A 20,336-nucleotide genomic window follows, 5' to 3' on the forward strand; every position below is an offset into this window, starting at 1 on the left:
TCGACGCCCGAGACCCCGGAGTCGGCGGCGTCGCCGGGCCCCGAGGCACCGGGAGCGGCGTCGGTGGGCTCGGTCTTGTCGTTGGTGTCAGCCACGGATACCTCTCGAAACGGTGAAGCGGGCGATCAGGAAGTAGATGCCCTCGAGCAGCAGGGCGAGGATGACGACGCCGAGGGTGCCCGCGAGCGCCTCGTTGGTGGCGTTGGCGCTGCCCGCCCTGGTCAGGCCTGCGAACACCTCCCCGCCGAGGCCGGGCCCCTTCGCGTAGGCGGCGATGACGGCGATACCCATCAGCATCTGGGTCGCCACGCGCATGCCCGCGAGGATCGCCGGCCACGCGAGGCGCAGTTCGACCCTGGTGAGCACGGCGGCACGGTTCATCCCGATGCCTTTCGCGGCATCCGTCACGGCCGGGTCGACGCCCGCGAGGCCGACGATCGTGTTGCGCGTGATCGGCAGCAGCGCGTACAGCACGAGCGCGATGATCGCCGGCGTCGGCCCGAGGCCGAACACCGGAATCAGCAGTCCGAGCAGCGCGAACGACGGGATGGTCAGGATGGTGCTGGCCAGGGCGGTGGCGACGGCGGAGCCGATCGGGCTGCGGTACACCGCGATCCCGATCAGCACGCCCGCCACCGCCGCCAGCAGGGTCGCCTGCACGACCGCGCTCACGTGCAGCCACGACTGCAGGGCCAGTCGATCCCAGCGGTCGACGACGTATTCGAGCAGGTTCACCGGCGCCGCGCCCTCAGCCCTCGCCTGCGTGCGTGCCGCTCCTCACTCCGCTCGTCGTGGATCTCCTCGAGAGATCGACGCATCTCGTCCTCCTTCAGAATGAGCGGGTCACTGCGCAGATCCATCCACACCGCGACGCACAAACCGACCATGACGAAGACGAATGGTACTGCGATCAGAATCGTCAAATTCTGCAATCCCGACAAAGCGTCCTCACCACCGACGATGAGCATCACGGCGGCGACCGCGCCCATGAGGACGCCCCAGAAGATCACGATTCCCTTCTTGGGTTCGACCGACCCCCGCTGGGACAGCGTCCCCATCACCACGGACGCCGCGTCGGCCCCCGAGACGAAGAAGATCGACACGAGGATCATCACGATGATCGCGGCGGGCAGGAACCACGGCAGGTTCTCGAGCATGGTGAATGTCGCGGCCTCGCTCGAACCCGTTCCCGCGATGTCGATCCCGTCGTTGGCCTGCATATCCATGGCCGCGCCGCCGAAGATCGCGAACCAGATGAGGCTCACCACACTGGGCACCGCGATGACGCCGACGATGAACTGACGGATCGTCCGGCCGCGCGAAATGCGCGCGATGAACATGCCGACGAAGGGCGTCCACGAGATCCACCACGCCCAGTAGAAGATCGTCCAGCTCGACAGCCAGTCCTGCATCGCCTGGCCGCCGGTGGCTCCGGTGCGGCCCGCCATCTCGGGCAATTCGCGGACGTAGTCGCCGATCGCGCCGGGCACGAGGTTGAGGATCATCACGGTCGGGCCGACCACCAGGATGAACACCGCCAACACGGCGGCCAGCACCATGTTGATGTTGGACAACCACTGGATGCCCTTCGCGACGCCGGACACCGCCGAGGCGATGAAGCACACCGTCAGGAACGCGATGAGCCCGACGAGCAGCCCCGCCCCGGGGGTGTCGATCCAGCCGACGGCGCTGAGCCCGCCGCCGACCTGCAGTGCGCCGAGGCCGAGCGAGGCGGCCGAGCCGAACAGCGTCGCGAAGACCGCCATCACGTCGATGGCCTTGCCGAGCGGGCCCTCGGTGTGCCGCCGGCCGAGCAGCGGCCAGAACACGGAGCTGATCAGCTGGCTGCGCCCGCGGCGGAACGCGCTGTAGGCGATGGCGAGGCCGACGACGGCGTAGATCGCCCACGGGTGCACGGTCCAGTGGAACAGCGTCGTGGCCATGGCCATGTGAATCGCCTGGTCGGAATTGGGTGGAATTCCCGTTTCCGGCGGCGGTTCGGCCAGGAACGACACCGGTTCGAACACGCCGAAGAACATCAGACCGATGCCCATTCCGGCACTGAACATCATCGCAACCCACGACGAGGTGCGAAATTCCGGCTTCTCGGCGTCCTGCCCGAGTTTGATCTGACCGTAGCGACTGATGGCCAGTCCGATCGCGAACACGACGAATCCGCTGGCCGTGAGGACGAAGATCCACCCGCCGAACGGGATGACCGCGTCGAACAGGAGCGTCTCCGACACCTCGAGCAGGTGCGCGGGGCGCAGCACGCCCCACAGGATGATCGCCACCGCGAGCAGCGCGGCCACACCGAACACCGGCTTGTCGGTGACGGCTTCCCGGTCGCGGCGGATGTTTCGGGCACGTCGGTCCGGACACCGACCCCGCTTCCGCCGGCCGGGAAGCCGTCACTGTTGCCACCGGTGACCTCGGAGTCACCGCCCGCACCGGTGACCTCGTTCTCGACCTTCTCGGCCTTCTCAGAATCGGAATTTGTGGACATAACCACGCGCCACGAACTCGGCGCGTCTCCTTTCCCTGTCGCCTTTTCGGCGCATACGCCCGTTCGGGGTAACACCATAGGGCTTCGGCGAAAAATCGCGGTTTGATTTCGGACACGCTGGAGGGCGGCCCGACCACCCGGGCAACCGTTCCCCATGGCGTCTCGAACATCAACTGTTTCCGGCTTTCGCGCCGAAATTTTCGACCACGGTTCCGGCATCCGGGACCAAACTGGACAGAATGTGGCGTCTCATAAACTGGTCGCGTGCGCACGCCAAGGTCCTCCGCCCGGGTGAGGCAGCAGTCTGCTCACCGCCGGGTGGGCGGCCGCGCTCTGCCGCTCTGTCGTGGCGTGCTGTTGGCGGGCCTGTCGGCCGCGTTGTCGGTGACGGCGCACGGCCTGGCCGGGGGCGGACTGCCGCATCCGTTGACGACCCTGCTGCTGGCCACGCTGGTCGGCTGGGTCGCGACGGCGACCGCGCACCGCACCCACGGCACCCTCGGCATCCTGGCCGTGCTGGGCACCGGCCAACTCGCGACCCACACGCTGTTGACCCTGATCTCCGGCCACGGCCTCGAGGGAGGGGAGGGTCCGGCGATGCTGGCCGGGCACGTCCTGGCGACCGCGGCGACGGCCGGGCTGCTCGCCCACGCCGAGACGATGCTCGCGGCAGCGGCGTCGGCGGCCCGGTGGCTGCTGCGGCCGGTGACGTCGCCGGTGCAGGCCCCGCCTGCCACGCCCGCCCCGACTCGGCTCCCGCGCGCACTGCCGGACGACGCCCCCCGCGTCGTCGTCGACATCCTGCTGCGCCGCGTGCACGGCAGACGCGGTCCGCCCGTCCTCTCCTGATCCCCGCACACCACCGAGCCGCTCGCCGTTCGACGAGCGGCCGTCCCCTGCTCGCGCGGGTGCGTCCGCGCGAGCCCACCCACCTCAGGAGAATCACGACATGTCGACCTATCCCTCCCGCCGCCGGGCGTACCTCGTGCGCGGCGCCGCTGTGACGGCTGCCCTCGGCCTCACCCTGTCCGCGGGCGCGGGCCTGGCATCCGCGCACGTCACGGCCAACGTCTACGGCGACCAGCCGGAACAGGGCGGTTTCGGCGCGGTCAGCCTCCGCGTCCCGAACGAGGAACAGCAGGCCGGGACCACCGAGATCGAGGTGACCGTGCCGGCCGAGTACGAGATCAGCACCGTGCGGGCCAAGCCGGTGCCCGGCTGGGACGCCGAGGTCCGCAAGAACGACCAGGGCATCGTCGAGACGGTCACCTGGACCGCGTCCGACGGCAACGAGATCCCCGCCGGCCTCGACTCCTACCAGGAGTTCGACCTGGTGCTCGGCGGGCTGCCCGAGACCGACTCGATCCTGCTGCCCACGAAGCAGACCTACTCCGACGGCACCGTGTCCAACTGGAGCGAGGAGCAGCACGGCGCCGAGGAACCCGACCACCCGGCGCCGGTCGTCGAACTGGCCCCCGCGTCGGGCGGCGGCCACGGGCACAGTCACGGCGGCGGCGAGTCCGACGCCGCCGGCGGTGACCACCACGAGGCCGCGGCCGACGCGACCGACGACACCGCACGATGGCTGGGCGGCGCCGGACTCCTCGTCGGCGCGCTCGGCGTCGGCGTCGGCGCGGGTGCGACCCTGCGTGCCCGCAAGATCGGAAAGGCGGACTCGTGACCGAACGCTCCACCACGCGGAACAGCACCGCCCGGAACAGCACCACGCGCAGCAACCGGCCGCGGCGGGCGGGGCGGTGGTCGGCGGTGGTCGGCATCGCGCTCACGGCGCTGCTGGTCACGGCGGGTCCCGCCGCGGCGCACAACGTGCTCATCAGCTCGAACCCGGGCGCGGGCGACGCGCTCGACCAGCCGCCCGAGCAGATCACGCTGACCTTCGACCAGCACGTGCAGGAAGGTGCCGACGGCGCCAACCAGATCGCGGTGACCGGCCCCGACGGCGGCCAGTGGCAGCGCGGGGACGTCGAGATCGACGGGGCCGAGGTCACTACCGACCTGCACCCGCTCGGCCCTGAGGGCGAATACGTCATCGGCTACCGGATCCTGTCGGCCGACGGGCACTCGGTGAGCGACGAGATCCGGTTCACGCTCAACCAGCCCGGCCCCGGCGGGGACGAGGCCCCGGCTCAGCCGGGCGGCGAGCAGTCCGATGAACAGGCCGAATCCGACGGCGGCGGCGTGCCGGTGTGGGTGTGGATCGTCGCCGCGGTCGTGCTCCTCGGCTTCGGCATGGCCGCAGCACTGCGCGCCGGCGGCTCGAGCGGCTCCGGCAGCTCGAGCGGCTCCGGCAAGGGGCCCGACACGAGCAGCGGCTCCGACGGGGGCCGCGACTCGTGAACCGTGCCGAGACCGCCTCGCGCCCCAACGCCACCGTCCTGATCGGCCTGCTCACCGCCGCGGTGGCGGGCTCGCTGATCGGGTTCGCGTTGACCGCCACCGAACCCGTCGAAGGGGTCGCGGTGGCGAGCGAGGCGGTCTCGGCCGGTATCCCGGTCGCGCGCGCGGTCATGAACGTGGCCGCCGTCGCGACCATCGGCCTGGCGCTGCTGCCGGTCCTGCTCGGCAGGGAACGGCCGAACCTCACGACGCCGCTCCTCGCGGCGACGCGGCCTGCCGCGATCGGCGCGGCCGGTGTGTGGGCGGCCGCGGCCACCACGACGCTGCTGCTGCAGTCGGCCGAGTACCACCCGACGAACCCCGACGTCGCGGCCTACGTCGCCGACGTCTCCGCGGGCAAGGCGTTGGTGCTGGTCGCGGCGTTGGCCCTGACGCTGGCCGTGCTGGGCGGGGTCACGCTGTGGCGGCCGTCGGCCGTTCCGCCCGAGGTGCGGGTGGGGCTCGGGCTGTTCGCCCTGTTGCCGTTGCCGGTGACCGGCCACGCCACGGGGTGGTCGATGCACGAGTACGCGACGATCTCCATCGAGCTGCACGTGCTGGCCGCCGTCACCTGGACCGGCGGGCTCGGCGCCATCGCCGCGGTGCTGGCCGGAAATCGGACGCTGCTGGCCACGGCGCTGCCGCGGTTCTCGACGCTCGCGACCGTCTGCCTGGTCGCGGTGACGGTGACGGGCGCGTTCAACGCGTTCGTCGAACTCGACGCCCAGCCGGGTTCGACGCTCGTCGCCTCCCTGTTCGGCACGCCGTACGGACTGCTGGTGCTGCTGAAGGTGGGCTGCCTCGCCGCGGCGGCCGCGCTCGGCGGGTACCTGCGGATGCGGCTGCTGCCCCAGGTGCTGCGGCATCGGCGAACGGCACTGGCCAGGTGGGCGACCCTCGAACTCACCGTGCTGGGCCTGGCGTTCGGCTTCGCGGTCGTGCTCACCCGCACCGCACCCGGCTGACCAGCACCCGCGCGGCACCGGCCGGTGCCGCGCCGAAGTCGTAACACCTCACCCGCCCGGGGCGATTAGTCCGACCGAACACCACCGTCAAACGCCGCCTCCAACCCCAAACGCCGAACGGTCAGTTTCCGTCGCCGAACGAAGCCGATTGTCACGCTCAGTGATAGCGAATCCACTGCTGGTGCGTGTCCGCGGAGCGTAGATCCGCGATGCGCCGGCCCAGTTCGGCGCGCACCGCCTCGTCCCGGCCCGCGATCGGCAGCACGCTCGTGGCCAGTTTGAGCTCCCGCACGGCGCGCAGCACGTCGAAGCCCTCCCACGCCGTGACGTCGAACCCGTAGCCCTCGGCCAGCTCGCCGTGCCACGACGGCGGATCGCCGAACCGCAGGCAACCGACCGCGACGGGCGTCAGGTCCCACTCCGGCGGGCCCACGCACGCCGAGTCGAAGTCGCACAGCACGGGGCCGTCCGGGCCGACGATGACGTTGCCCGCGTGCGCGTCGCCGTGTGCGAGCGTCGAGGCCAGGGGAAAGTCGAGCTCGGCGACGAGTGCGTCCAGCTCGTCGCAGCGATCCAGCAGGAACGCGCGGTCGGCGGGCGCCAGTTCGGGCCCTGCCGCGTCCAGGCGCACGCGGACGTCGTCCAGCGGCTCCCACGGCGTCAGCTCGCCCAGTCCGTCCACACCGGTCCCGTCCGAAGCCCCGTCCGAAGCCCCGTCGAGGCCGGTGGCGTGCATGCTGCGCAGCAAGGCGGCCAGCTCGGCGGCACCGGCCCGGCGCCCCGTGTCCGGCACGCGGTGCCACACGGTCGCCAGGTAGTCGCCGACACGCACCGGCTGCTCGACGTCGGACACCAGGCGCACCGCGGGCACACCGTGCCGTTCGAGATGCCGTGCGACCTGCACGACCTTGTCCACGCGGTGCCGCAGCGCGGGCGTGCCGACGATGCGCACGACCACCTCGCGATCGCCGAGCGCGTACACGGCGTTGTTGGTGAATCGCAGCAGCGTGGCGCCCCGCGGGTCGGAATCCAGCCGCGTACACACGGCGTCGAGCAGGTCGTCGAACGGCTCGCCGGCTAGGCGAAGAATGTGTTCATCCGTTCCACGAAGTCGCGGGCATCGGGGTTGTTCGACCTGCGCGCCGCCTCCTGCTTGAGAGGCTGCATGCGCTGCTCGACGCGGACCGACTTGAGGCCCTCCGCCGATTCGAGTGCCTTGCCGCCGACGCGGACGCCCTGGTCGATGTCGCCGTCGATCATGTGGTTCGTGGCGAGCATGCCCAGGTTGAACACCTTGCTGCGGGCCATCTCGTCGTTGTAGGCGTCGATGGCCCTGGTCAGCGCCGGGATGGCGTACTTGGTGTGGCTCGGGTCGGCCGACTGCGCGAGCTCGGTGTGCACCGTGCCGACCATCGCGTGGACGTCGATCTCGGTGAAGAACTTGACCCACGACTCGGCGTTGGCCAGGTCGGCGCGCGCGAACTCGTCGCGCGTCCTGCCCAGCAGCTTCACGGCCTGCTCGCCGTTGCCCATCATCGCGTAGGCCCACGCCTCGTTGGCGCACAGCACGGCCACGGCCAGTTCCGAACCGGACTCCTGCGCCGCGATCTGCCCGAGCTGGAACAGCTTGAGCGCGTCGTTCGGCGCCTCCTGGGACAGGTAGACGCGGCCCATCCGGTACAGGATGTTCGCGACGAGCGGGTGGTTGTCCCCCTGTTTCGCCAGGTTGAGGGCGTTGGCGGAGTGGCCGCGGGCGGAGTCGATCAACCCGGTGTCGAACGACGTCCAGCCGGCGAGGCTGTGCAGGTCGGCCAGCGCGACGAACAGTCGCGATCTGACGACCTCGGTGCTGCTGGACTGCAGCATCTGCTGCCCCCAGGACAGCTGTGCCACCACGGCGTCGCGGCAGAAACCGCCGCCGTACTGGTAGTCGAGCGCGCGGAGTGCTCTCGTCGCGGCCTCGACCTGCCGGACGTCGGTGACGCCGATGCGTCCGGGTGCGGGGGTCCTTGCGGGGCTCGCAGCCCAGGCCTCCGCCGACGATCCGAAGACCGCGGCACCCATCGTGACCTGGGCGGCGTGCGCGAGGAACTTCCGCCGTTTCACGGACTCGTCCTCCTCAGCCTGCTGCTCGCCGGAAGCTCCGGCGACCTGAATCTCGGTGGCCTCGTCGTAGGCGAGACCCATGTATCCACGTGGGATGCCCAAACCGGTGGAGATCCTCGCCAGCACGTCGTAGGCCATGACCTGGCGACCTTTGAGGATTTCCGAGACCTCGGACTGCGACTGGCCGGTCATCGCCGCGATCTGGCGTTGCGACACACCGTGCTTGCGCAGTTGGCGATAGACCTCGCTGACGTTGCGTTCGGCGAGTGCGTCGCGCATCTCCTTGCCCTCCCAGACCTGCGGGTCCAGGCGGTTCGGTGCGCCCTGGGCGGCGACGGACTTCGCATCCGCCGTCAGGTCCAGGCCGCTACCGGAGATCCGGGCGATCGCCGTTCCGTCAGTGATGTCCATGCGCCCCTCCACCGTCCTTCCGGGCGTCATCAGCAGCGTAGGCACTTTCCATTGAACCGCGCGAAAGCCGATTTGTGACCCCTGATCGGTTCTGCCGAACTCCGTCGACCGCTTAACGGCCAGCCATGGCCGGTCGCCGCTACCCGGCCCACCGAGGCTTCTTTCGGCGTTTGATCCATCGCAATCTGGTTCCGGAAGCGGACGTGACCGCCCGAACACGGTCAGCGACCGCACCGGCGAGCAAGACCCCGACGCAACACCCCCGAGCACGATCCGAACACCCCGAAACACCCGAGCACCCGGACTGGAGACGACGTGGAGATGACACACCAGGCACCACACGGTGCGTCAGCCTCGTCGGTCGCGTCGCTCTCCGCTCGGTCGGCCGGTACCGCCGTCGAGGACTCCCCCGAATCCCCCGACCTCGGCGGCGCGCACGGCATGAACAGCTCGGTTCCGCTGTCCCGACAGCACCTCTCCCCGGTCCCCTCAGCCGAACAGCGCGCGCCGCGTGACCGTCACGAGAACGGTCACGTCGTGTGGCGGGTGCAGTGCGGTGACCTCATCGACCGCGAACGCTGCCTGACGGTGTACGTGGACGACGACGAAGTTGTGCTGGTCGGCCCGCCCGGTGAAACGGCGCGGCTGACCGGCACCCAGCTCGGCCAACTCAGGGCCGCGCTCGGCGAAGCCGCCAAACTGGCGGAAAGGTGACGGTGACTTCCCAGTGGATCAGATCCTCGGCCAAGTGCTCCGCAATGCGGTGTGGGAGCGGCTGGACATGCTCTCCGACCTAGCGAACCGCGCCGACGAGCCCTCGCTGGTCTCGGTGGCCCGGTCGGAGCTTCCCCGACTGACCGACGGATGGAGGGAGATGCTGCGGTCCCACGAGCCGGACGACCGCGGCGACTGCCCCACGTGTTCGACGCGCTGGCACAAGGTGAAAGCCCCGTGCACCGTGTGGCAGGTCGCGCACGAACACCTCGTCGCAGGTGGGCTCGCCACCGGCCAGCCCACGAAGCGCAAGTACCGCAGGCGCACGACGTCCCCCGCGCACGCGTCGACGGAGACCCGGGTCCCCGAACAGTCCGGGCCCGCCGAACGAACGGGCAGGCACGCGCTGGTCTCCCAGCCCGCCGCCCAGCACGCCATGACGGGATCCCCCGCCCGGTAGGTGTGCACCCCGACGACGGGTTTCGCACCCGTCCCGGCCGGCGGCCGGCTCGTCCGTACCCCCGAGCGTGACGAGTCGGCTGCCGGTCCCCAAGTAGATTAATCGCACATCCCGCCGTTCGTACGTTGGCGAACTCGGCAACATGCAGCTAGGTTGGCCGACAGCGGCGAACGACAACTTCAGAATAATCCCGCGGCCCGGCCACTTCGTGCGCCTTGCGCACCGGCCGGATCCCCCGCTGCGGAGACAGCCCGCAGTAGATCCCCGCCTACGCAAGGGCCCCGATCCCCGCGGGCCGGTGTCGAAGATTCCCCTCCCCCGACCGACACGCCCGCGGTCCCAAAACTCCCCCACTCGGCCTGTCGGCCGGCACATCGGTGGGCGCGATCGCGCCAGGTGATCACTCGACCGTGAAGCGCACACGGTCGGCGTTAGAGTTCCCCACGCACAGCGAGGGAGCCACACGTGTCCGAGAACCATTCCGATCTTCCACTCCGCCGCAAACCGGTGCAGGAGCGCAGCGCCAAACGGGTCGAGCGGATGCTCGACGCCGGCGCCGAGCTGTTGGCCGAGGTCGGCTACGACGGACTCACGACGACGCTCGTCGCCAAACGCGCGGGTGTCGCCGTCGGTTCGCTGTACCAGTTCTTCCCCGACAAGCGCGCGATCGTCCAGGCGTTGACGCGCCGCAACCTCGACCGGTTCGTCGCCGCCGTCGGCGAACGGCTGCGCGGGGTCGACCACCAGAGCTGGTGGGAGGTCGTCGACGCGCTGCTCGACATCTACCTCCACATGCACCGCGAGGTGCCCGGGTTCTCGCAGGTGCACTTCGGCGACGCCGTCGACGTCCAGCTGCTCGACGAGCAGCGCACCAACAACGACGTGCTCACCGACGCGTTCGCCGACCTCGTCGCCGGCCATGTCGACCTGCCGCGCGAACAGCTCGGCCTGCCGATCTCGATCGCCGTCGAGGCCGCCGACTCGCTGCTGAAGTTCGCGTTCCGCACCGACCCGAACGGCGACGAACAGGTCGTCGCCGAGACCAAGTCCCTCATCAAGACCTACCTGGCCAGCCGCTTCGGCGACTGAACCCCATCAGCCGAAGGAGTGGGATTCGCCGCGGTAGGTGGGGGTCGAGGATTCGATGCGGGAGCCGCGGACGAGGTGGTAGGTGGGGAACCGTTCGGCGAGTTCGCCGGCCTTGGCGTGCCGGAACCACACGCGGTCGCCGATGCGCAGGTCCCGGGCGGCCTTGCCCGTGACCGGGGTCTGCACCTCGCCGGCACCCTCGACGCCGATCAACGTCAACCCGGCCGGGGCGAGCGGCGTGGGCAGCCGCGACGGGTGCGCGGGGCCCGAGCCGATGTAGCCGCCCGCGAACAGCGTCGCGATGTCGCGGGTCGGCCTGCGCACCACCGGCAACGCGAACAGGGCGGCGGGTGCGGGCGTGAACCGGGTGTAGCCGTCGAACAGCCCCGGTCCCAGCAGTCCGGAGCCGGCGGCGATCTCGGTGACCGACGGGTCGGCGCGGGTCGATTCGACGCTGCCGGTGCCGCCGCCGTTGACGAACTCCAGCCGTCCCTCGGCCTCGACGACCGCCCGCACGGCGTCGACGGCCTCACCGCGACGCTGGGTCAGTTCGTCGGCCGAGCGGCGCTGCATCCAGCGCACGAGCCGCGCCTGCGGGCCGTGTCCGGCGTCGGGCACGCCCGCGATCTGCCCCTCGTAGGCCATCATGCCGACCGGTCGGAATCCCGGACGGCGCGCGATCCGTTCGGCCAGCGCGCGGGCCGAGCTCGGCCGGAACACCGGCGAGCGGCGTGCGCCGACGTGCAGGCCCGGCGCGGGCCGCCACGACACGTCGAGTTCGAGGGCGATGCGGATCTCGGGGTGCGCGGGGCCGAGGGCGGCGTCGACGACGTCGAGGTGGTCGGTCGAGTCGACCATGATCGTGACGGCCGCGCGCGCCGCGTCGTCGGCGGCCAACGCGCGCAACGCTGCGTGGTCGGCGGTCGGGTAGGCGACGACGAGATCGTCGGAAACCCCACATCGGTGCAACCACAGCGCCTCGGCCAGCGAGTAGCACAGGACGCCGTGGAATCCGGGCGCGGCGAGCACGCGTTCGAGCAGGTCTCTGCAGCGTACGGATTTGCTGGCGACGCGGATCGGCGTCCCGGCGCTACGCCGTGTCAGCTGCTCGACGTTGGAGTCGAAGGCATCCAGATCGACAACCGCCAATGGAGGGTCGAGATCCTTGGTCGCTGCGTCGTACGCTGCGGCGTTCACGGTGGTCACGCCGATTACCGTACGTCAGAATGGGCTCAAACACGAAACCCATTCATATATTACTGACGAACTCTCACGCAGGCAGGTGATCACGTGACGACGTGGACGAACTGGTCCGGCACCGCCACGGCGAGCCCGCAACGGACACACCGGCCACGCAGCCTCGCCGGGATCGCCGCCGCGGTGCGCCAGGCCGCCGACGCGGGCATGCGCATCCGGCCACTCGGCAGCGGCCATTCGTTCACGGGCATCGCCGCCACCGACGCCGTCGCCCTCGACCTCGCCGAATGGGCGGGCGTGGTCGACGCCGACCGGGAGACCGGCCTGGCCACGGTGCGGTCGGGGACGACGCTGCACCGGCTGAACACCGAGCTCGCCCGGGTCGGCCTGGCGATGACCAACCTCGGCGACATCGACGCCCAGACGGTCGCCGGCGCCATCTCGACGGGCACGCACGCACGGCGCCCGCTTCGGCGGGCTCGCGACGCAGGTCCGCGCGCTCGAGCTGGTCCTCGCCGACGGATCGGTCGTCTCGTGTTCCGAGCACGAACGCCCCGAGCTGTTCGCCGCCGCACGGGTCGGGCTCGGCGCACTGGGCGTGATCACGACGGTCACGCTGCAGTGCGAGCCGTCGTTCGTCCTCGCCGCCCAGGAGGGTCCGGAGCCGCTCGACGCCGTCCTCGAGGCGTTCGACGACTACGCCGACGCCAACGACCACGTCGAGTTCTACTGGTTCCCGTACGGGCGCAACGCGCTGGTCAAGCGGAACAACCGGGTCGCCGGTCCGCCCGAGCCGTTGTCGCGGGCGCGCGAGTTCGTCGACTACACGCTCACCGAGAACGTCGCGTTCGGCGCGCTGTGCCGGTTGGGCCGGGCGGTGCCGCGGTTGGTGCCGACGTTGGGCCGGGTGTCGTCGTCCGCGTTGTCGACGCGCTCGTACCGCGACACGTCCTACCGGGTGTTCGCGACACAACGGTCGGTGCGGTTCGTCGAGTCGGAGTGGGCGGTGCCGCGGGAGGCGTTGGGCGACGTGCTGCGGGAGTTGCGGGCGTTGGTGCCGACGTTGCAGGTGCCGATCGCCTTCCCCGCCGAGGTGCGTGTGGCCGCGGCCGACGACGTGTGGTTGTCGACGGCCTACGGCCGCGACACCGCGTACGTGGCGATCCACCAGTACGTCGCATGCCGTATCGGGAGTACTTCCTGGCGTTCGCGTCGATCGCGGGAGCGGTCGGCGGCCGGCCGCACTGGGGCAAGCTGCACGATCTGGACGCCGCGATGCTGCGCGAACGGTATCCGCGGTTCGACGACTTCCTGCGCGTCGCGGCCGATGTGGACCCGTCGGGGGTGTTCCGCAACGGCTACCTCGACCGCGTACTGGGGCCGGTCAAAGCCGGCTGACGGCCTCGGCGATCGGCGTGTTGCCCGACGTCAGCTCGACGGTGCGACCGAAGGCGAGGTCGTCGCTGAGCAGTGCCTGCGTCACGGCGGCGACGTCGTCGCGGGGCACATCGCCGCGCGGGACGTCGTCGGCGAGGTGGACCAGGCCGGTCGCCGGGTCGTCGGTGAGTCCGCCCGGACGCAGGATGGTCCAGTCCAGGTCGCGGGAGCGCAGGTCCTCCTCGGCCGCGGCCTTGGCGTGGAGGTAGGCGGCGAACACGTCGCCCACCACGGCCGCGTCGATGGGACCGCTCGCGCCCATCGCGCTGATCTGCACGAACCTGCGCACGCCGGCACGTTCGGCGGCGTCGGCGAACAGCACCGCCGCGGCACGGTCCACGGTGTCCTTGCGCGGGGCCCCGCTGCCCGGTCCGGCGCCGGCGGCGAACACGGCGGCATCGGCGCCGGCGACCGCGGCGGTCGCTCGTCGACCGTCGCGTTCTCGAGGTCGAGCACGACGGGTTCGGCGCTCACGGCGCGCAGGTCGTCGGCCTGCGCCGGGTTGCGGATGATGCCGACACCCGTGTCCCCGGCCGCGGCGAGGCGCTTCTCGAGCAGCAGGGCGATCTTTCCGTGTCCACCGGCAATCACAACGCGCATGCCTGAATCGTAAGCAGCGGCGCGCAGCGCCACAGTATGGGCGGCGGTGGGCGACGGGTGGGCCCTAAGGAGCGGCGCGCAGCGCCACAGTATGGGCGGCGGTGGCCGTAGGCAGCGTCGCCCGGATCAGGCGGTCGCGCCGGACTCCTCCGCCGGGTCGGATTCGGCGGAGTCGGACTCGGTGTCGTCCAGCTCGTTCTCGGCGGCGATGAGCCGCTCGTAGACGACCTCGTTGATCCAACGCCACACGGCGTCCTGGCCGAGCAGGATGCGGTCGCGGTGGCTCTCGACGTCGAGCGTGACGTGACCGGTGGCCTCGGTGTCCTCGTCGGTGGCGGCCGAGTCGTCGGCGGACACGACGGCGACGCCGTAGGTGCGGGCACGGGGCAGGCAGTTGTCGACGTAGTCGTGGGTGAGGGTCATCGACTGCGGCAGCACCATCGCGGCCTCGCCGTAGCGGGAGAACGGGACGGTCGCGGCGAGGCCGGTGCGCCAGTGCCGGGCGACGGCGAGCACGCCGACGATGTCCGCGGCGGGCTGAGGGGCCGTGTCGGCCATCTCGGGCCACGTCCACGTCGACACCTGCGCGCGGTCGGTGACCGGGTCCTGGCCGAGGGCGATCCGCTCGGCGTGCGCGGCGGGACGCAGCTTCGCCACGACGTAGACGCGCCGGCCGAACATCGTCAGCTGCGGCAGCACGAGGCCGCGCCAGCCGAGGGTCGCGGCGGCGTCGGCCGCCAACTCGTCGACGTTCGCGGGCAGCTCGACGGGCGGGACCACCCGACTCGGCACCGAACGTGTTCCGTTCGCGCCGCTGGTGATCGTGGTCTGTCCGGGTGTCGCCGCCACGGATCTGCCTCCCCGTTCTCGTCTACCGGCCGTGCTCTCGGCCTGCTGTCGAATCGGCTGCCTCGCCCCGTGTCCGGGAGAAACGGCCACCGGCCCCTGCACCGGGCTGCGCCGTCGGGGCGCTGCGAATCCAGATTGCAACCGAAATCTGGCCACGTCTGCGGCCTGGCGGGGTAGCTGCGATCGACGGCGCCCAGCGGTCGGTGATCGGTCGGTGGGCGGTGCCGGAAGTTCGGCCCGGCAGTGCTGCCGTATGGGTGACATGCGACCGAACGGGGTATACGAGGCGAAATCCGACGTGGCGGTGACGTTCACCGCAGCACGAGCCCACGACGGGCGGTTACAGTCGCCGTCGGCCGTGGCTCGGCCGCCGCTTGTCCGCGGCTGTGTGCCGGACGGGCAGTTCCCGACGGGCGCTGCGTGGGTCCAGGGCAGCACATTCGACAAGCGGTGGCAACCGGTTCGGACAAGGTTCCGCCTTCCGACCCGATCCGGTGGCCGTCCCGAACTCACCACGACACCCACCCGAGCACCGACCGCCCGCGCGGCGGCATGCTCCCCAGCGACGAGGAGGTCCGCGCGTGACACCGCGCCGTTCCGTTCTGTACATGCCCGGCGCGAACGAACGCGCGCTCGAGAAGGCGAAGACGCTGCCTGCCGACGCGTTGATCTTCGACCTCGAGGATGCCGTGTCGCCCGATGCGAAGGAGTCCGCGCGCGAGCGCGTGTGCGCGGCGGCCGCGTCGGGTGACTACGGACGTCACGAGATCGCGATCCGGGTCAACGGTCTGGACACCGAGTGGCACGACGCCGACCTGCGGGCCGCGGCCCAGGCCGGACCGGCGGCGGTCGTCGTGCCGAAGGTGAGCTCGGCGCGGGAGGTCATGGCGATCGAGCGGGCGTTGGAACTCAACGGCGCCGGCGAGCAGACGAAGATCTGGGCGATGCTCGAGACGCCGACCGCGATGCTGCGGGCCGAGGAGATCGCGGCGGCGAGCGAACGGTTGACGGTGCTGGTCATGGGCACGAACGACCTGGCGAAGGAGCTGCACGCCGAAACGGCCGCCGGGCGCGCACCGCTCGTCGCCGGGCTGTCGCTGGCGCTGCTGGCGGCGCGCGCGGCGGGCAAGCAGATCCTCGACGGCGTCTACAACAACGTCCAGGACATCGCGGGTTTCGAGGCCGAGGCGACCCAGTCGCGGCAGTTCGGTTTCGACGGCAAGACGTTGATCCACCCGGCGCAGATCGAGCCCTGCAACCGGGTGTTCGCCCCGTCCGACGAGGCCATCGCGTGGGCCCGCAAGGTCGTGTCGGCGTTCGAGGCCGCACAGCGGGCCGGCGACGCCGTGGTCACGGTCGACGGGCGCATGGTCGAGAGCCTGCACGTCGCCGAGGCCGAACGGGTGTTGGCCCTCGCCGGCGCGATCGACGAGACCGGCGCGAAGACCGCGAGCACTGCGAACACTGCGGACACCGCGGACACCGCCGGGCAGGCCGAGGAGACCGCGGCTGCCGACGACGAAAGCACGGCCGAGAACGAGGCAGCCGCCGCGGAGAAGTAGCCGCGCCCCAGCGTCCACGAATCGCCAACACAGCGACGCGAACTGCTGACACGCCCGCGCAGGATGCTGACACGGCGACGTGGGGTGCTGACACGGCGGAATCCGGTGGGTGGTTTCGGTGTTGTCGGGGGTGTGGGGTTACCGCCGTTGTCCGTGCTCGACCGGGCGTCCGTGCGCCGTGGTCAGGAGCCGTCGGCGGCGTTGCGCGACACGGTGACGTTCGCCCGCGAGATCGAGCAGTTGGGGTTCCGGCGGTTCTGGGTCGCCGAGCATCACGGCGTTCCGGGCGTCGCGGGCGCGGCGCCGACGGTGCTGGCCGCGGCGATCGGCGCGGCGACGTCGACGATCCGCATCGGCACCGGCGGCGTGATGCTGCCGAACCATCGACCGCTCGTCGTGGCCGAGCAGTTCGGCACGCTGGCCTCGTTGTATCCGGGGCGGGTCGACATGGGGCTCGGCCGGTCGGTCGGCTTCACCGGCGCGGTGCGCAGGGCGTTGGCCGCGGATCGGACGGACGCCGAGCGGTTCGGTGACGACGTCCGCGAACTGCTCGGCTACCTCGACGGCACGCAGCGGGTGCCCGCGGTTCCGGCGCAGGGACTGGACATCCCGGCGTTCGTGCTGGCCACGGGCGCGGGCGCGGACGTCGCCGCGGAGCTCGGGCTGGCGTTGGTGATCGCGCCGCTGGGCGGGGCCGACGCGCTCGCCGATCGGGTGCGCGCCTACCGCGCGCGATTCCGGCCGTCGACGCGGTGGCCGGATCCGCATGTCGTCGTGTCGACCGCGGTGGCCGTGGCCGGCACGCGCGCGGGTGCGCGCGAGCTGTTGCTGCCGGAGGCGTGGTCGTTGGTGCGCTCGCGGATCGACGGGGCGTTCCCGCCGCTCGCCGCGCCCGGCGACATCCCCGAGCCCGACGACCGGGAACGCCGCTACCTCGACGACGCGCTCCGCGGGCAGATCCACGGCACGGCCGACGAGGTCGCCGATGCGCTCGCGGCCCTGAGCGAACAGGTCGGCGCCGACGAGCTGCTCGTCACGATGAGCACCCACGACCGTGCCGCGATGCTCGACTCCTACACCCGCCTCGCCGACCTGGCCGCATAGGACCGGCGCGGAGCTGCTCAGAGTTGTTCGTACAGGGCGGCGGCGCGGAGGACGCCGACGTCGTCGAAGCGGCGGCCGGCGATCTGCAGCCCGATCGGCAGCCCGTCCGGGGTGCGTCCACAGTCGACGGACACGGCGGGCTGGCCGGACATGTTGTAGGGCAGCGTGAACGCGATGTGCTCGAACGGCCGGGTCGGATCACCGGTGGCGGACGGGGAGTCGAACGCCTGCGGCGACACCGGGCAGGTGGGCGACAGGACGATGTCGAACCGTTCGGTGGCGCGCAGGGCGGCGACGGCGATCCGGTCCATCTGCGTGAACCCGTCGTAGACGTCCACACCGGACAGCCCCTCGGCCGAGCGGCCCCACGCGGCGATGTACGGCAGCACCGTCGCCTCGGTGGCGGCGTCCAACGCGGACAGTTCGGCGAGCATGCGGGTGCGCCAGAACCGGTCGAGCCCGTCGAGCATGTCGCGGCTCAGCCACGGCGACACGGGCTCGACGGTGGCGCCCGCGGCGGCGAACCGCCGCGCGGCCGCCTCCACGGCCTCGGCCACGGCCGGTTCCACGGGCAGCCCGACCCCGGCGTCGAGCTGCAGGCCGATGCGCAGCGCCGACGGATCGGCGGGCGGGCACGTCCAGTCCGCATCGGCGGGCGGCAGGGACAGGTGGTCGCGTGCGTCGGGCCGGGACAGCACGCGCATCAGCAGCGCCGCGTCGGCGACCGTCCGCGTCATCGGGCCCGCGGTGCGTCCGGGGAACGGCGGATCCACCGGCACGCGGCCGAAGCTCGGCTTGAGTCCCACGATGCCGCACCAGCCCGCCGGCAGGCGGATCGAGCCTCCGATGTCGGTACCCACGTGGAGCGGTCCGTACCCGGCGGCCGCGGCGGCGCCCGCACCCGCGCTCGAACCGCCGGGCGTGCGCGTGAGGTCCCACGGATTCCGCGTCGCGGGGTGGAAACTCGACAGCCCCGAGGTGAGCATGCCGTAGTCGGGCATGGTCGTCTTCGCCAGCAGCACCCCGCCGGATTCGCGCACGCGCGCGGCGGCGGGTGCGTCGTCGGCCGCGGGGACGAGCTCGGTCGCGGCCGTGCCCAGCGGCGTCGGGGTGCCGCGGGTGGCGATGTTCTCCTTGAGCGTCAACGGGATCCCGTCGATCGGCCCGGCCGGCTCACCGGCACCCCAGCGCTGTTCGGACGCCTTCGCCGCCTCGCGCGCGGCGTCCGGGTCGTAGGCGTACAGCGCCTGCAACTGCGGTTCCCGCGCGTCGATCCGCGCGAGGACCGCGTCGGTGACCTCCACCGGCGACAGCGTCCGCGCGCGGTAGGCCGCCACCAGTTCGGTCGCCGACAACGCAGGAATATCCGGCAGGGTCACTGCTCACTCCTTTTCGGACAGTACGGCGTCGAGGGTGGGCGCCGCGGCGATGAGGCTGCGCGTGTACTCCGCGCGTGGGGTGTCGTAGACGTCGGCGACCGGGCCCTGTTCGACGATCTCGCCGCGGCGCATCACGGCGACCTCGTCGCACACCCGGCGCACGACGCCGAGGTCGTGCGAGACGAACACCATCGTCAACGAGAACTGCTCGGCGAGGCGGTCGAGCAGGTCGAGAATCTGCTTGCGCACCAACACGTCCAGCGCGCTGACGGCCTCGTCGGCGATGAGCACCTCGGGCCGCGGGGCGAGCGCGCGGGCGATGGAGATGCGCTGCCGCTGGCCGCCGGAGAACTGGTGCGGGTACTTGCGGGCCGCGTCGGCGGGCAGGCCGACGGCGTCGAGGAGCTCGTCGACGCGGTCGTAGCGGTCGCGGGCACGGCCGAGCGGTTCGCTGATGATGTCGCGCACGCGCATGCGCGGGTCGAGCGAGCCCATCGGGTCCTGGAACACGATCTGCAGGCGTCTGCGCAGGAACCCGAGGTCGCGTTCGCGGAGGTTGTCGATGCGGGCGCCGTCGAACTCGATCGTCCCGGCCGTCGGTCGGTCGAGCGCGGCGAGCAGGCGGACGACGGTGGACTTGCCCGACCCCGACTCGCCGACGACACCGAACCGGCTGCCGCGGCGCACGTCGAACGACACCCCGCGCAGCGCATGCACCCCACCGCGGTAGGTGCGTTCGAGCTCGCGCGCGGAGACGATCACGTCGGCGTTCTCGGCGTTCTCGGGGGCGTCGCTCATAGCGCGGCCTCCAGGAGCTGTCGCGTGTACTCGTGTTCCGGGTTCGACAGCACGTCGCGCACGGGGCCTTCCTCGACGATGCGCCCGTCGCGGCACACGAGCACGCGGTCGCACACGGACGCGACGACGGCGAGGTCGTGGGTGATGAACAGCAGCGTGGTGCCACGTTCGCGGACGCCCTCGGCGATGAGTTCGAGCACCTGCGCCTGCACGGTCACGTCGAGAGCGGTGGTGGGTTCGTCACAGATCAGCAGTGCCGGGTCGTTGGCGAGGGCGGCGGCGAGCAGCACGCGTTGGCGTTGCCCACCGGAAAGTTCGTGCGGGTAGGCGCGCGCGGTGCGTTCGGGCAGGCCGACGCGGTCGAGCAGTTCGCGGGCCCGCCGGTTGGCGGCGCGGCGGCCGGTGCCGTGGATGGTGAGCGCCTCGGCCACCTGCCTGCCGACGCGCATCGCCGGGTTGAGCGCGGTCATCGGTTCCTGGAAGACCATGCCGAGGTCCTTGCCGCGCAGGCCCGACAGGGTGCGTTCGGAGGCGCCGAGGAGCTCCTGGTCGCCGAAGCGCACCGAACCCGATGCGGTCAGGTCCTCGGGCAGCAGGCCCATGATCGCCGACGCGGTGAGCGACTTGCCCGACCCGGACGCGCCGATGAGCCCGACCCGTTCCCCCGGCGCGAGCGTGAACCCGACGTCGTCGACCAGCACCCGCTCACCCTGGGCAACCGTCAACCCCTCAACGCTCACCAGCACCCCCGAGGAGGTGCTC

At 71.4% G+C, this 20,336-nt stretch carries 18 protein-coding genes and 2 pseudogenes; 10 read left to right on the forward strand and 10 right to left on the reverse strand.

Annotated elements, in window-relative coordinates:
• Window positions 1-87: 87 nt before the first annotated feature.
• Both BJF85_RS20755 and BJF85_RS20760 read right to left on the reverse strand, forming a co-directional pair.
• The gene (locus BJF85_RS20755; RefSeq protein ID WP_075849735.1) at window positions 88-735 is read right to left on the reverse strand and encodes an ABC transporter permease; all 648 of its coding nucleotides are present in this window, start codon (window positions 733-735) and stop codon (window positions 88-90) included.
• The gene (locus tag BJF85_RS20760) at window positions 732-2,321 is read right to left on the reverse strand and encodes a BCCT family transporter (protein ID WP_255375821.1); all 1,590 of its coding nucleotides are present in this window, start codon (window positions 2,319-2,321) and stop codon (window positions 732-734) included. Before BJF85_RS20760 ends, BJF85_RS20755 begins: the two co-directional genes overlap by 4 nt.
• Before the next feature lie 503 nt (window positions 2,322-2,824).
• On the opposite strand from BJF85_RS20760, the gene BJF85_RS20765 reads away from it, so the two are divergent.
• From BJF85_RS20765 to BJF85_RS20780, 4 genes are all read left to right on the forward strand, one after another.
• Entirely contained in the window at window positions 2,825-3,355 is a 531-nt protein-coding gene (locus BJF85_RS20765; protein WP_255375822.1) for a hypothetical protein, read from the forward strand.
• A 100-nt stretch (window positions 3,356-3,455) separates the two neighbouring features.
• Window positions 3,456-4,187, forward strand: coding sequence for a YcnI family protein (locus BJF85_RS20770; protein WP_075849736.1), 732 nt, complete (start codon window positions 3,456-3,458; stop codon window positions 4,185-4,187).
• Window positions 4,184-4,864, forward strand: a complete 681-nt coding sequence (locus tag BJF85_RS20775; RefSeq protein WP_075849737.1) for a copper resistance CopC family protein — start codon at window positions 4,184-4,186, stop codon at window positions 4,862-4,864. Before BJF85_RS20770 ends, BJF85_RS20775 begins: the two co-directional genes overlap by 4 nt.
• Window positions 4,861-5,868 carry a copper resistance D family protein gene (locus tag BJF85_RS20780; RefSeq protein WP_075849738.1) on the forward strand — a complete coding sequence of 336 codons (1,008 nt, stop codon included), beginning with the start codon at window positions 4,861-4,863 and terminating at the stop codon, window positions 5,866-5,868. The genes BJF85_RS20775 and BJF85_RS20780 overlap by 4 nt, the downstream gene beginning before the upstream one ends.
• 157 nt (window positions 5,869-6,025) lie before the next feature.
• Here BJF85_RS20780 and BJF85_RS20785 read toward each other — a convergent pair whose 3' ends face one another.
• Window positions 6,026-6,913, reverse strand: coding sequence for an aminoglycoside phosphotransferase family protein (locus BJF85_RS20785; RefSeq protein ID WP_255375823.1), 888 nt, complete (start codon window positions 6,911-6,913; stop codon window positions 6,026-6,028).
• Window positions 6,914-6,945: 32 nt separating this feature from the next.
• Entirely contained in the window at window positions 6,946-8,253 is a 1,308-nt protein-coding gene (locus BJF85_RS20790; protein ID WP_187346945.1) for a helix-turn-helix transcriptional regulator, read from the reverse strand.
• Window positions 8,254-8,706: 453 nt separating this feature from the next.
• Here BJF85_RS20790 and BJF85_RS26795 point away from each other — a divergent pair, with 453 nt between their 5' ends.
• From BJF85_RS26795 to BJF85_RS20805, 3 genes are all read left to right on the forward strand, one after another.
• On the forward strand, window positions 8,707-9,099 hold the full coding sequence (locus BJF85_RS26795) for a hypothetical protein (protein WP_083666613.1): 393 nt from the start codon (window positions 8,707-8,709) through the stop codon (window positions 9,097-9,099).
• Between the two features lie 13 nt (window positions 9,100-9,112).
• Entirely contained in the window at window positions 9,113-9,559 is a 447-nt protein-coding gene (locus BJF85_RS20800; protein WP_075849739.1) for a hypothetical protein, read from the forward strand.
• Between the two features lie 465 nt (window positions 9,560-10,024).
• The gene (locus BJF85_RS20805) at window positions 10,025-10,648 is read left to right on the forward strand and encodes a TetR/AcrR family transcriptional regulator (protein WP_075849740.1); all 624 of its coding nucleotides are present in this window, start codon (window positions 10,025-10,027) and stop codon (window positions 10,646-10,648) included.
• Between the two features lie 6 nt (window positions 10,649-10,654).
• On the opposite strand, the gene BJF85_RS20810 is transcribed toward BJF85_RS20805, so the two are convergent.
• Window positions 10,655-11,854 (reverse strand): amino acid deaminase/aldolase, encoded by a 1,200-nt coding sequence (locus tag BJF85_RS20810; protein ID WP_139320761.1) that lies wholly within the window; start codon window positions 11,852-11,854, stop codon window positions 10,655-10,657.
• 84 nt (window positions 11,855-11,938) lie between these two features.
• On the opposite strand from BJF85_RS20810, the pseudogene BJF85_RS20815 reads away from it, so the two are divergent.
• Window positions 11,939-13,243: pseudogene (locus tag BJF85_RS20815) on the forward strand (D-arabinono-1,4-lactone oxidase).
• Here the strand turns inward: BJF85_RS20815 and BJF85_RS20820 are convergent.
• Together BJF85_RS20820 and BJF85_RS20825 are read right to left on the reverse strand one after the other, a co-directional pair.
• A pseudogene (locus tag BJF85_RS20820) lies at window positions 13,230-13,882 on the reverse strand (NAD(P)H-binding protein). The pseudogenes BJF85_RS20815 and BJF85_RS20820 overlap by 14 nt on opposite strands.
• 126 nt (window positions 13,883-14,008) lie before the next feature.
• Window positions 14,009-14,731 carry a hypothetical protein gene (locus BJF85_RS20825; protein WP_075849741.1) on the reverse strand — a complete coding sequence of 241 codons (723 nt, stop codon included), beginning with the start codon at window positions 14,729-14,731 and terminating at the stop codon, window positions 14,009-14,011.
• Window positions 14,732-15,312: 581 nt separating this feature from the next.
• Between BJF85_RS20825 and BJF85_RS20830 the strand changes: the two genes are divergently transcribed.
• Window positions 15,313-16,293, forward strand: coding sequence for a CoA ester lyase (locus BJF85_RS20830; protein WP_083666592.1), 981 nt, complete (start codon window positions 15,313-15,315; stop codon window positions 16,291-16,293).
• A 147-nt stretch (window positions 16,294-16,440) separates the two neighbouring features.
• Window positions 16,441-17,397 carry an MsnO8 family LLM class oxidoreductase gene (locus BJF85_RS20835; RefSeq protein WP_255375824.1) on the forward strand — a complete coding sequence of 319 codons (957 nt, stop codon included), beginning with the start codon at window positions 16,441-16,443 and terminating at the stop codon, window positions 17,395-17,397.
• A gap of 17 nt (window positions 17,398-17,414) precedes the next feature.
• Here the strand turns inward: BJF85_RS20835 and BJF85_RS20840 are convergent, their stop codons facing one another.
• From BJF85_RS20840 to BJF85_RS20850, 3 genes are read right to left on the reverse strand one after another with little or no spacing between them, the layout of a single operon-like run.
• Window positions 17,415-18,770, reverse strand: coding sequence for an amidase (locus BJF85_RS20840; protein WP_075849860.1), 1,356 nt, complete (start codon window positions 18,768-18,770; stop codon window positions 17,415-17,417).
• Between the two features lie 9 nt (window positions 18,771-18,779).
• Window positions 18,780-19,574, reverse strand: coding sequence for an ABC transporter ATP-binding protein (locus BJF85_RS20845; RefSeq protein WP_075849743.1), 795 nt, complete (start codon window positions 19,572-19,574; stop codon window positions 18,780-18,782).
• Window positions 19,571-20,320, reverse strand: coding sequence for an ABC transporter ATP-binding protein (locus BJF85_RS20850; protein ID WP_075849744.1), 750 nt, complete (start codon window positions 20,318-20,320; stop codon window positions 19,571-19,573). Before BJF85_RS20850 ends, BJF85_RS20845 begins: the two co-directional genes overlap by 4 nt.
• Window positions 20,321-20,336: the final 16 nt, after the last annotated feature.

This window comes from Saccharomonospora sp. CUA-673 (genome assembly GCF_001942305.1).
Lineage (GTDB): Bacteria > Actinomycetota > Actinomycetes > Mycobacteriales > Pseudonocardiaceae > Prauserella.

Coding starts and splice junctions, on each gene's coding strand:
- BJF85_RS20770 (WP_075849736.1), top strand. CDS start 3,456: ATGTCGACCTATCCCTCCCGCCGCCGGGCGTACCTCGTGCGCGGCGCC.
- BJF85_RS26795 (WP_083666613.1), top strand. CDS start 8,707: ATGACACACCAGGCACCACACGGTGCGTCAGCCTCGTCGGTCGCGTCG.
- BJF85_RS20790 (WP_187346945.1), bottom strand. CDS start 8,253: ATGCGCGACGCACTCGCCGAACGCAACGTCAGCGAGGTCTATCGCCAA.
- BJF85_RS20845 (WP_075849743.1), bottom strand. CDS start 19,574: ATGAGCGACGCCCCCGAGAACGCCGAGAACGCCGACGTGATCGTCTCC.